The organism is Xenorhabdus poinarii G6 (assembly GCF_000968175.1).
GTDB lineage: Bacteria > Pseudomonadota > Gammaproteobacteria > Enterobacterales > Enterobacteriaceae > Xenorhabdus > Xenorhabdus poinarii.
The window spans coordinates 523,243-534,987 of record NZ_FO704551.1 but is presented as its reverse complement, the minus strand read 5'-3'; the positions used below and the strand labels follow the sequence as shown (position 1 = coordinate 534,987).

Annotated in this window: 10 protein-coding genes; 8 read left to right on the top strand and 2 right to left on the bottom strand. The window is 45.6% G+C overall.

The features are described from left to right. Positions 1-2 precede the first annotated feature (2 nt). The 7 genes from cas2e to XPG1_RS02295 all read left to right on the top strand — a co-directional run bounded on the left by cas2e (position 3) and on the right by XPG1_RS02295 (position 7,871). Positions 3-296 (top strand): type I-E CRISPR-associated endoribonuclease Cas2e, encoded by a 294-nt coding sequence (gene cas2e / locus XPG1_RS02325; protein WP_045957650.1) that lies wholly within the window; start codon positions 3-5, stop codon positions 294-296. A 296-nt stretch (positions 297-592) separates the two neighbouring features. Further along, positions 593-1,597, top strand: coding sequence for a hypothetical protein (locus tag XPG1_RS02320; protein ID WP_045957649.1), 1,005 nt, complete (start codon positions 593-595; stop codon positions 1,595-1,597). Beyond that, positions 1,597-2,748, top strand: a complete 1,152-nt coding sequence (locus XPG1_RS02315; protein WP_045957648.1) for a BamA/TamA family outer membrane protein — start codon at positions 1,597-1,599, stop codon at positions 2,746-2,748. The genes XPG1_RS02320 and XPG1_RS02315 overlap by 1 nt, the downstream gene beginning before the upstream one ends. Then, on the top strand, positions 2,742-3,878 hold the full coding sequence (locus tag XPG1_RS02310; RefSeq protein ID WP_436286824.1) for a DUF4056 domain-containing protein: 1,137 nt from the start codon (positions 2,742-2,744) through the stop codon (positions 3,876-3,878). The genes XPG1_RS02315 and XPG1_RS02310 overlap by 7 nt, the downstream gene beginning before the upstream one ends. Positions 3,879-4,070: 192 nt before the next feature. Then, positions 4,071-5,345 carry a bifunctional O-acetylhomoserine aminocarboxypropyltransferase/cysteine synthase gene (locus tag XPG1_RS02305; RefSeq protein ID WP_045957647.1) on the top strand — a complete coding sequence of 425 codons (1,275 nt, stop codon included), beginning with the start codon at positions 4,071-4,073 and terminating at the stop codon, positions 5,343-5,345. Positions 5,346-5,780: 435 nt separating this feature from the next. Beyond that, positions 5,781-6,545: an outer membrane protein OmpK gene (locus tag XPG1_RS02300; RefSeq protein ID WP_045957646.1), complete on the top strand. Its 765-nt coding sequence runs from the start codon at positions 5,781-5,783 to the stop codon at positions 6,543-6,545. A 54-nt stretch (positions 6,546-6,599) separates the two neighbouring features. Beyond that, a complete protein-coding gene (locus XPG1_RS02295; protein ID WP_173425855.1) occupies positions 6,600-7,871 on the top strand; it encodes an MFS transporter in 1,272 nt (423 codons plus the stop codon). 95 nt (positions 7,872-7,966) lie between these two features. Here the strand turns inward: XPG1_RS02295 and ybbP are convergent, their stop codons facing one another. Further along, on the bottom strand, positions 7,967-10,399 hold the full coding sequence (ybbP, locus tag XPG1_RS02290) for a putative ABC transporter permease subunit YbbP (protein ID WP_045957644.1): 2,433 nt from the start codon (positions 10,397-10,399) through the stop codon (positions 7,967-7,969). After that, positions 10,396-11,082 carry a putative ABC transporter ATP-binding protein YbbA gene (ybbA, locus tag XPG1_RS02285; RefSeq protein WP_045957643.1) on the bottom strand — a complete coding sequence of 229 codons (687 nt, stop codon included), beginning with the start codon at positions 11,080-11,082 and terminating at the stop codon, positions 10,396-10,398. The genes ybbP and ybbA overlap by 4 nt, the downstream gene beginning before the upstream one ends. Between ybbA and tesA the strand changes: the two genes are divergently transcribed. After that, the gene (gene tesA / locus XPG1_RS02280) at positions 11,053-11,685 is read left to right on the top strand and encodes a multifunctional acyl-CoA thioesterase I/protease I/lysophospholipase L1 (protein ID WP_173425885.1); all 633 of its coding nucleotides are present in this window, start codon (positions 11,053-11,055) and stop codon (positions 11,683-11,685) included. The genes ybbA and tesA overlap by 30 nt on opposite strands. Positions 11,686-11,745: the final 60 nt, after the last annotated feature.

Genomic DNA, 11,745 nt, shown 5'->3' with positions numbered 1-11,745 from the left:
AGATGAGTATGACCGTGATCGTCACAGAAGCTGTCCCCCCTCGGTTACGAGGGCGTTTAGCCATTTGGTTGCTAGAGATACGGGCGGGTGTTTATGTCGGAGACATATCGCATAAAATCAGAGAGATGATTTGGGAACAAATTACAGAACTGACCGAAGAGGGAAATGCGGTTATGGCATGGCAAACCAATACGGAATCAGGCTTTGATTTTCAAACCTTTGGTGAAAACCGAAGGGAGCCGATAGATTTTGATGGTCTCCGTTTAGTGAAATTTAAACCGCTTTCTGAGGATTAACATCAACTTCCCATATCAACATAAAAAAGCATCACTTTTTAAAAACGCGCCTTTATTTAAAATCAAAAAAAATAGTAACAATAATTAATATATTACTTTTTATAAATAATTGAAGAGATAAAGACCGCTTTATTTGGTGATAAATCGAGCGAAAAAGAAAAATTGGGCGCTATTCTCTATGCCAGCATAATTCGTTAATGATCGCCAAAAATATCTATGATAACCTCGCGAATTTCTTTTATTGATTGTTTTTTTACAGACAGTTAGCAACTAAAAAACAGGAAAATAATAGTGTGATGAACTTAACTAATACCAGAAAATGGTTAGCCACGACTTTATTACTGACAACTTCATATAGCTATGCAGATAGCGAACGCCCACTTTTCTCATTGAGTGTGTCAGAATCTGGCGTTCAGCAAACGAATAATAATGGTAGTTTGTCAGGCTCGACTCAATCTAAATCGCGTATTCTGCCAATTTGGGGTGATGCTGCTCGCGCGAAAGGCTATGACCTGCCCGAGCCCTTTGGCGCAAGTTACAGTTATATGAATATGCGTCAGAATATTATCGTCGATAGTATTCAATTCAAATTTACCAATCCAGATTTTAAGTCTTTTGAACAAGGAACCATTATTAATGCCGGTGATACCCGACAAAAAAGTGAAACACAAATGCTGAAATTAGATGCCTGGGTGTTACCTTTTCTGAATATCTATGGTGTTTATGGAACGACCAAAGGAACGTCAACAACAAATCTGGACAGCATCTATCTGCTTATGCTTGAAACGGAGGATCCTAGTAAACCCCAATGGGAAAACCTTCCTTTTAAGCTGAGTTTTAAAGGAAAAACGTTTGGTGGCGGAGCAACCCTTGCAGGCGGTTATAACCAGTTTTTTGCCACATTAGATACTAACTATACCCGAACCAACTTTGATATTTTAGATGGGGATATCAGCGCGTTAGTCATAACCCCACGTATTGGGTATGAATTTGTCTTTAATCCAGTATTTTCCGGCCAAGGCAACACTAAAGTTCAGGTCTGGGCAGGTGCTATGTATCAAAATATCACCCAACGTTTCAAAGGGAGTGTCAACGGACTGGATTTACCTCCTGAACTTGCATTATTTAATATGATTAAAACAATGACTGACATCAAGTTCGATGTTAAACAACATATAGCCCACAAATGGAACCATACTGCAGGTATCCGTGTCGAAGTGACCCGCAATTTCAATGTATTGTCCGAAATCGGTTTCGGCAACCGAAACAGCTTCCTTATTTCCGGTGAGTTCCGTTTTTAATGTGTCGCTTCTCAATATGCAAAAAACGGGTTATTTCCAGCCTATTTATTTTTACCGTTTCCTCAGCACACGCTGATATCTTGCCGGATCGGCAAAAAATTGATGGGTGGTTAAACGCACTAGGCGGCAACAACCATGTTGATGAATGCAAAAAAATGGACTGGGGCGTATTGCCCGGCCCGTTTTATACCCCTGAAATGGGCGTAGGAATCGGCGCTGCCGTGGTGGGTTTATACCGCCCTGACCGTACTGATCATATTAGTCAAACTTCCTCTTTGGGGCTGAGTGGATTTGGATCAGCGACCGGGGCGTTTGGCCTGAATTTTACCAATTACAACTTCCTGGCTCACGATCAATGGCGATTATTCGTTTCCGGTACACTCAACAACACGCCAACTTACTATTGGGGCAAAGGTTATAACGCCGGTAAAAATGACAGTAATAAAGAAAAATACTATTCGCAGGAATTTGATATTCGTCCTCGTCTGCTCTATCGCGTGACGGATGCGACCTATATGGGATTAGGCTGGAATTTTTCATCCCTCAATGCCCGTCATCCCGATATGGGTGCAAAACGCTATTTTGACCAATCCGTCGGTGGCCGTTCCGTGATCAGTTCCGGTGTCAGTGCTTACTTTAGTTATGATACACGAGATTTTTTGCCTAATGCCCGACACGGGAAGGCGTTTGAGATCATTTATACCTATTTTTCCCCAACGTTGGGAAGCGATCACCGCTTTCATACCACGCAATTTCAGTTTTCAATCTATCACCCGTTATCTGCAAAAACCGTGCTGGCGTTTGATAATTATGCCCGCTTCAGTTCAGGTGATGTCCCGTGGAATCAGCTATCACGGCTCGGAAATGGTCAGCGGATGCGCGGGTACTATGAAGGGCGTTATCGTGACAATAACATTTTTACCTCACAGCTGGAATTAAGGCATAAACTTGACTGGCGTCACGGCATTGTCGGCTGGATAGGCACTGGCACATTGGGTGATTCCCCGTCACTCTGGAAAGCCAAACATTGGCTGCCTTCTGTTGGGGTTGGCTATCGTTTCGAATTTAAACCACGCATGAATATCCGACTAGATTTTGGTGTCGGTCAAGACAGTACCGGGTTTTACTTTCAGGTTGGGGAAGCATTTTGAAATTATTCATTCCCCTGTGCCTGTGCTTTTTCTTGATGGCTTGCCAACACAAACCTGTCTCAGTCAATCGTGTCAATCCTGTCCTTGCCAGTGAAACCCATGAACAGTCGCAGAAAAATTGGGAAGCATTACCGCCCATTGATCCACCCGAAGGTTTGAGAGCCTGTTGTGCATTCGGCTATAACCTTAAAGCGCAACTCGGGCATATTCCCATTCCTTTCTACACCATCGACAATATTGTCGAGGCCGAGACATTGGGTGAGCATCACTATAATGACAGCGTTATCGCTGCCAGTACCGCATTATTGGGGATCAGCAATGAAAAAGTAGGGTTGCTCTATACCCGTAAAGGGGGGTTTATTGATATTTCTCATGTGAGGGATACCTCTGATTATACCCTGTACTTATTCAGTCACATTCATGCCCAGCTTGGTCAAGCGTGGACACTGACCCTGAATAATGAGCTTGCGGCGCGTAAAATTCACTTTTTTGCATTTACCCCCCCGGAAGATCCCATTGAACGCTACACCCTGAGTGCTTATTTGGCGGCTAAACTGGCTTTCCAGCTTGCAGCCTGGCATGAGATCGCCCAATGGTACGGCTATCAGTCAGTCCCGGGATTTTCAGAAAGCATTTCGGCATTTTCCCCGGAAGATCTCTATTCGAATCTGCTAGGAGCACGGTTAGCGCTGACGCTGATCTTAGAAGGTCACGCGTCTTCTGTGGCTCAATTCTCAGCTTCCATGGCTCGGATCTTGCCGATGGCTTTACACGAACTCGGCGATTTCCCCAAATCAGCCACAAAAGCGATGTTTGATCGGCTGGATGGTTTGTGGTGGAACAGTTACCAACGCATCCCGGAGAAGTTTCTCGTCTTGCGACGCAATTATGCTACCCAAGACAACCGCCTGCCTTTCATGCCGTCAGGTGAAGAGAGCGTTGCGTTACGCCTTTCTCTGCCTGAACACTATCAGCATTTTTCGCTGGATAAACTGGCTGAGTTCCAGTTATGGCCAACCCATGAAATGAAACATCTGCCTGTTCCAAAACCATATTGGACAGTCAAAGATTTTAAGCGGTTGGCGGAACAGGCTCAATGTGAAGATCGAAGGCAAATGCTAATTAAATAGACGCTAATATCATTCGCCGATTTAATGTCACCTTCTAAAGTATAAAAGGCTTTTGTCATACAATTAGGTAAGATGCCATAGGTGTGCATGAAAGTTTCTGATTCACATTGTGATATCAGACATCTCGCACCACTCTTTTTGATTGTCAGTCTCAAATTTCAGTTTTACGTTACTTAACTAAAGGAAATGACAATGAAATTAGAAACCTTATCCATCCATGCGGGCTATTCGCCTGATCCAACGACCAAAGCCGTGGCCGTCCCCATTTATCAGACCACGTCTTATGCTTTTGATGACTCCCAACATGGTGCAGATCTCTTTGACTTAAAAGTTGAAGGTAATATTTACACCCGCATCATGAATCCGACCAACGATGTTCTGGAAAAACGGGTGGCTGCTTTAGAAGGTGGTATCGGCGCCCTTGCAGTAGCGTCGGGCATGGCCGCGATCACTTACGCGATCCAAGCGATTGCCGGTGTAGGCGATAACATTATTGCTGTGTCTAAGCTATATGGTGGCACGTATAATTTAATGGCGCACACGTTCCCAACTATCGGGATTGAAACCCGTTTCGTGGCACACGATGATATTACAGCCATTGAAGAGATGATCGATAAGAAGACCAAAGCCCTATTTTGCGAATCCATCACTAACCCCAGTGGAAATATCGTCGATATCCAGGCAATGGCAGAGATTGCTCACTGGCATGGTATACCTCTGATTGTTGATAATACGGTCGCCACGCCTTATTTATGCCGTCCATTTGAACATGGCGCCGATATTATTATCCACTCCCTGACCAAATATATTGGCGGTCACGGCACGTCGATTGGCGGGATTATTGTTGATTCAGGTAAATTTCCGTGGACAAAGCACCAAGAGCGTTTTGCTATTTTGAGCACACCGGATGTCGCATACCACGGGGTGATTTATACTGACCATTTTGGAGAGGCGGCCTTCATCGCCCGCTGCCGGGTGGGACCACTGCGTAGCACCGGAGCAGCACTTTCACCATTCAATGCGTTTCTTATCTTACAGGGGCTTGAAACACTGGCACTTCGGATGGAACGTCATACTGAAAACGCGCTGAAGGTAGCCCAATATCTGGAAAAACATCCTCAAGTATCCTGGGTAAAATATGCCGGTTTACCGACACACCCAGAACACGATTTGGCTGTCCGTTATATGAAAGGTAAACCGGCTTCCATTCTTTCTTTTGGTATTAAAGGCGGGGAAACCGCAGGGAAACGTTTTATTAATGCCCTATCATTAATTGTGCGTCTGGTCAATATTGGTGATGCCAAATCACTGGCTTGTCACCCGGCCTCAACAACACATCGCCAGCTAAATGATGAAGAATTGGCAAAAGCCGGGGTATCACGGGCTCTGATTCGCTTATCGATTGGTATCGAACACAGTGATGATATTATTGCGGATCTTTCTCAAGCGCTGGAGGCGGCCAAATGAGGGTTAAGGTTACTCTTGATATTGAGTAAAAATAATCATGATTAGCGTTGGCACAGTGTATGTCAGTTTTATGCCCGCCGTGAAGTGATTAGTGCATACACTGAGCCACGTATCTGAACGTTGTGTCTCATCGCATATTATGCCGAATCAAGCTGACTGATAATGAGATTATGTGAAAAAAATAGAGTGCCCTAAAATCACATTCGACACAGCTTAATTTTATGGGGTTTAATTTTACATTTAAATAAAATATATTTTTAATAGCTATTTCAAAATAATACAAAATTTCCCCAAAAAGTGGATTGTTACATGTTCTTTTGCCTCAATAAAAACAAAATAAAAACCCGTTTGCACTCCTTCCAAAAAAGCACCCAACACGTTCTACACTTCACTGTCCGTTATCGAGTACGATCAATACACCCTATTTTAAAAAGAATGGTTTCAAAGCCGGTAAACTTATTACTGATCCCCACATTGACTTTTACACATCATGCCCACGCAAGCCAGTTTGTCAATTTTCAATCCCTTGATACCAGCCTTTACACCCAATTCGAGAACAACGTTGATCCGCAAAAAACGATTTCTCCGATTGTGGAAGCGTTTGGCGATTACAAGATTGGCGATCTGTATGTCTACAGTATTTGGCAAAATGCGCTGCAACATGACGATAGGGGAGATAAAAGCACCTATTACTATAAATGGGTACCCAGGCTCAGCGCCAGCAAAATCACTGGCTATGACCTTGCTTATGGCCCCTTCAAAGATGTGCTGTTTGCTCAGTGGATAGCGAAAACCAAAAACGTCAAACCTGACTATTTCCCCGGTATCAGTCTTGACTGGCAAGTCGATGGGTTCAGTTGGTTACGAACCATTTTTTATTTCGAAAATAATGCCAACGGACACTGGAATGATCAGCGCATCCATATTGATTATGGCCTCCCTTTCAGCAATCAACTGGGGGATTTCCGCATTGTAGGAACCTTCGATTATACGCTAGGTTCAGGCGATAACCCCGAAATGATCGATTTCAAACCTGAATTACATTATGACCTGGGCAAACAATTAGGCTACCAGCCTGGTCATCTCTGGACTGGTGTTGTCGTGAATCCGGTCAAAAATAAATACAAAATAAAGGATACTTCTGACTTTCACACGAATCAATTTAGCTATGGTGTGTTTATTCGATACAGCTTTTTCTAATAAACACATAAAATAGTCCCGTCTTTAATGGTTTATATCCTTGATGGAGTCACAATGTCCATTCAACACGACAAATTCGGACGTTCTTATCAGTGGTTTTTGCTGATACTTTTAGGTATGGTATATTTTTTATCCACAGCAACAACCTTTACGTCATTGGGTGTTGTCTTGCCCAGTATGATTAATGAACTGGGTTGGAACTGGACAAAGGCAGGATTAGGATTCACGCTGCTTGGCCTGACTTGTGGACTATCCAGTTTTCTGCCAACGGTGTTTATTCGTAAAGTGGGTGTTCGTTTTACGCTCTTCCTCGGCCTGTTGATTTTTCTGGCGGGGTTCTACAACCTTTATCACACATACGCCATTTCATCCTATTTTGCCGGTACTGCATTAATCGGTATCGGTTTTACCTTTCTGGCCACCGTTCCGGGGACTTATGTCATTTCTCGGCTCTATGAGAAACAATCCCTTGCTTTTGGTTTCTATTTCACCATCGGCGGATTGGGCGGTGTGATTGGCCCGTGGATCTATTTTCTGGCCACCCATGTTTGGGGAACATGGCGAATGCACTGGATGCTTTCTGCTATTGTTCTCTCCATCTTCGTTATTCTGACAATCATAATGCTTCAGGAAGGCAAACGGGAAGTTGCCCATGCCAAGGCGGTAAACCAAACACACCACCGGCAGGAAACCCCCAGTATTTATCGCACCCAGCAACGCTGGACGGCACATCAGGCACTACGAACCTGGCAGTTCTATGCGATCGCCGCCACCTATACCGCTTTTTTATGGTGTGGTATTACCGTCAATAGTTTTGCCGTGGCGCATATTATTGAAGAGGGTTTCAGTGAAGCCATCGCCGCAGGGTTACTGAGTACAATGGCCTTTATCAATGCGTTTTCCAGATTGGCCGGCGGGGCAGTCGGAGAATGGATCGATCCGAAAAAATTATTGGTCGGTAGTCTCACTATCATCATTTTGGGGCTGATTGCGCTGAGTTTCGCTTCTTCATGGCCATTTTTGATTGCATTTGCCGTCTGTGTCGGGATGGGGTATGGCATGACGTTTCTTGCATCCAGTATCTTGCTGGCGAACTATTTTGGCCGCAAGCCTTATCTGGAACTCTTTTCAATCATGAACCTGATTTCTACGTTAGCCTGTCTGGCGCCTTTTTTGGCCGGCGCTATCAAAGATTATTCAGGCAGCTTTACCTCTGCATTCCTGATCATTGCTATCCCTGTCATTGTGGTGCTTATCATTACATTCATGATGAAACCACCGAGCCAAAAACGGAAGAAACACGCGGTTGAAAACCGCCAGACGTGACGTTTCCCGATTCATCTTCGCTCCGTTATCTGATAAACCTCGTTATTTTAAACGAGGTTTATTGTTATGCCATTGATTGCTATCGCGCGGGCATATTATGCCGGTAAACGCCGATATTGCCCTTGCGTCCGCAATAGCCTGATACCCAACCAACCACCACATAATGAAAGCAGTAAGCTACTGATGAGCGGAAGCAAAAGCCACATCAGCCATTGGGGTTGCCACGGGAAATCAAAGACCTGAGTCTGCAACAACCAAAGGGCAATTTCTGCCCCAAAGGCCGCGGCCAAACCAGCCATAAAACCAAGCAGGGCAAATTCACTCCATAGTGTGCGACGCAACAGTTTCTTACTCGCACCCAGTGTACGATACACCACCAATTCAAGTTGTCGTTGGTTCATTCCAACCTGAACTTGTGCCAATAAAAGCAAGCCCCCACACACCATCACCAGCATAACCATCATTTCCAACGCCTTACTGACTTGCTGTAAAATACCTTGTGCTTGTTTGATGATCGCGCCAATATCCAAAATGCCAACCGTCGGGAAATCACGATTAATCGCTGTCAAAAGCCGCCCATCGCCTTCATAATGAAAACTAGTCAGCCACATTTTGGGCTGATTTTCCAATGTTTCTTTCGCGAAGATAAAAATGAAGTTCGGATTGATACTCTCCCAATCCACTTTGCGAATGCTGCTTACGGTGACAAGAAATGTTCGGGTATCTCCGGTGAAGGCAAGTTTATCACCTGGCTTGATTTTCAATTGTTCCGCAACCCCCTGCTCAATAGAAACTTCATTCGGTTTTGGCGGCCATGTTCCCGCTATCAGGGTATTAAATGGGGGTAATTCGCTTTTCCAGGTGAGGTTCAGTTCACGACGCACTGTCGTACTATTCGGGTGTTTCTCATTCGCCCATTCCATCGCAGAGTGTCCATTGACCTGCGTCAAACGTGCCAACACCACCGGATAAAAGTCCGTCGGTTTCACCTGATATTTGCGCAGTAACTCATTGATTTTAGCCACTTGTGGTTGCGTCATGTTCATCAGGAAATAATTTGGGCTATCCGCTGGCAATTGCTGCTGCCAGCGGTTCACGAGATCCCCTCTCGCCATAAGAAGCAACGCCAGCAACATGAATGACAGGGAAAATGCGGCCAATTGCGTCATGGTCTGCAACGGCCGGCACAATAACCGATTCACGGCCAGACGCAGGCTTAACTGACGGAACGTAACACGGCGCAACAGCCATAATCCTCCCCATCCCAATAATGCCAGAAATAACGCAACTATCGGCACACCGGCTAACAATGACCATAACAGAGGATGGGTACCTGCCAGCATGACCAATCCTCCGGTGAGGATTAATGCCACGACCGGTAAATAATAACGCAATGGCCAGATGGACGCCGTGACATCATTTCTCAATACCCGTGAAGGCTGAGTTGCCATGAGCTGACGATATGGCCGAATCCCCACCAGTACAGCGATACCCAGCAAAGTGCCGATCGCCCATATCCACGGCCACATTCCTGCCGCCGGTAGCACTTTAGGTAACATATCGGCCAACACTTGAACCAATACCGCCTCAAACGCCAAACCCGCAATGGAACCGACTGTAATGGCCGCAAGCAATATGACTAACCATTGCCCGATGACCCATTGACGTAAAGCCCAACGTCCGGCACCCAATGTTTTCAGGATAGCAACCAAATGATGCCGACTACGGCAATAATGTGTCATGGAAACGGCCATCGCGGCGACAGCAAGTAGCAATGTCAACAGGGCGGATAAGAGTAAAAATTGCTGAGCACGCTCAATGGATTGTGCCATGACGCCATTATCCTGTTTCAAGGTCAGCCAGCGTTGATCGGCTTTCAATTGCGGGTCAATCAATTGCTGGAATGATTGGATGGCGGCAGACGAGCCGGCAAACATATAACGGTAAGTCAAACGACTACCGGGTTGGATCGCTCCCGTGGCTTGTGCATCAGCAATATGGATTAATATTCGGGGCGAAATCTGGAAAGGACTAAAACCACTATCCGGCTCTTGCAGCAATTCCCCGCTGATCGTCAACGTGGTATCACCCACGTCAAGCTGATCCCCGACGTTAATGCCTAACAGTGTCAGCAATCTCGGTGCCACCAACACCGTTCCTTTTTCTGCTTTCAATCCACGTGGCCTGGTTTCCAGTTCACCATACAAAGGATAACGGTCATCTGCCGCTTTTACCTGAGCCAGTTGTGGAATATCACCTGCATAAGTCATGGTCGAAAAAGCGATCTGACGACTCAGGGTCAAGCCCTGCTCTTGTGCCTTTTTCAGCCAAGATTCATCAACGGGATATGATGCCCTTAAGACAAGATCACCGGCCAGAAAATCACGACTTTGATAATGAACACTCTGATCAATACGATCACTGATACGTCCTAATGCCAGTACACAAGCCACCGCCAATGTCAGGGATAACCACACGATCAGAAGAGAAGGTGTACGCCATTCACGCCAAAACCAGCGCCAGATCATACTTCCTCCTGCAATTTTCCATCCACTAAACGTAAACGCCGCTGACAACGGGCAGCCAACTGGCTGTCATGAGTCACTAAAATCAACGTCGTTGCATAGTCCTGGTTAAGGGAAAACAGTAAATCAGCAATACGCTCACCGGTCTGGCGATCCAGATTACCGGTGGGTTCATCCGCAAACAAAATTTTAGGTCGGGTACAAAACGCGCGAGCTAAGGCGACGCGCTGCTGTTCTCCACCGGAAAGTTGTGCTGGCATATGCTTCAGGCGTTTGCCTAATCCCAACTGCTCAAGTAATGCAGTAGCCTGTTCACGACTTTGGTATTCCGCTTCACCACGTAATAATGCCGGCAGTTGAACATTCTCCAGTGCGTTCAGCGTTGGGATCAACATAAACGATTGGAAAACAAAACCCACATTTTCTGCCCTTAACTGCGCCCGCTGTTCTTCATTCATACGGCTGATATTCTGCCCCAATAAATGCACCTCTCCCCCACTGCCATCATCCAATCCGGCAATAATCCCCAGCAGGGTGGACTTGCCTGAGCCCGATTCACCAATGAGGGCAATTGTTTGTGCTGGCTCGACAACTAACTCAATACCTTGCAATATATTAATTACCTGTTCCCCTTGGCCGACATGTTTAGTGAGATGATGAACTTCAAGAATACTTTCTACCGTCATGTATTTTTCCTTTTACTGTTGGTGCTATGCAGCGTGAGGGCAGCCGCTGCGGATACGCTACTTATCTTAGGAGACAGCCTCAGCGCCGGATATCGTTTACCCGTTGATCAATCATGGCCAACACTGATGGCGGCGCAATGGCGGCAAGCTGATAAAAAAACCGTCATTGTTAACGGCAGTATTAGTGGCAATACCGCTGCACAGGGATTCGAACGTTTGCCTGAACTCTTGAAGCAACACCACCCCAAATGGGTTCTGATAGAACTTGGTGCAAATGACGGATTACGTGGTTTTCCCACTCAACGCATCGAGCACGATCTGCAACAGAGTATTACCGCGATCAAACAAGCGGGTGCACACCCCTTGCTAATGCAAATCCGCATTTCACCTAACTACGGAAAACGTTATACCGAATCCTTTGCCAAAATTTATCCGGCACTGGCTGAACGCAACCACATTCCTCTGTTGCCATTTTTTATGGAGCACGTTGTTATCAAGCCAGAATGGATGCAGGATGACGGAATGCATCCCAATCAAGCCGCACAACCCTTTATTGCGGATTGGATGGCTAAAAAGCTGTCAGAATACATCAATTCACCTTAAGTAAATATATTACTGATAGAAAATCATTCACTTTTATCCATTGATGCAGATGAGTAGGTA

Coding starts and splice junctions, on each gene's coding strand:
- cas2e (WP_045957650.1), top strand. CDS start 3: ATGAGTATGACCGTGATCGTCACAGAAGCTGTCCCCCCTCGGTTACGA.
- XPG1_RS02320 (WP_045957649.1), top strand. CDS start 593: ATGAACTTAACTAATACCAGAAAATGGTTAGCCACGACTTTATTACTG.
- XPG1_RS02315 (WP_045957648.1), top strand. CDS start 1,597: ATGTGTCGCTTCTCAATATGCAAAAAACGGGTTATTTCCAGCCTATTT.
- XPG1_RS02305 (WP_045957647.1), top strand. CDS start 4,071: ATGAAATTAGAAACCTTATCCATCCATGCGGGCTATTCGCCTGATCCA.
- XPG1_RS02300 (WP_045957646.1), top strand. CDS start 5,781: ATGGTTTCAAAGCCGGTAAACTTATTACTGATCCCCACATTGACTTTT.
- XPG1_RS02295 (WP_173425855.1), top strand. CDS start 6,600: ATGTCCATTCAACACGACAAATTCGGACGTTCTTATCAGTGGTTTTTG.
- ybbP (WP_045957644.1), bottom strand. CDS start 10,399: ATGATCTGGCGCTGGTTTTGGCGTGAATGGCGTACACCTTCTCTTCTG.
- tesA (WP_173425885.1), top strand. CDS start 11,053: ATGAACTTCAAGAATACTTTCTACCGTCATGTATTTTTCCTTTTACTG.
- ybbA (WP_045957643.1), bottom strand. CDS start 11,082: ATGACGGTAGAAAGTATTCTTGAAGTTCATCATCTCACTAAACATGTC.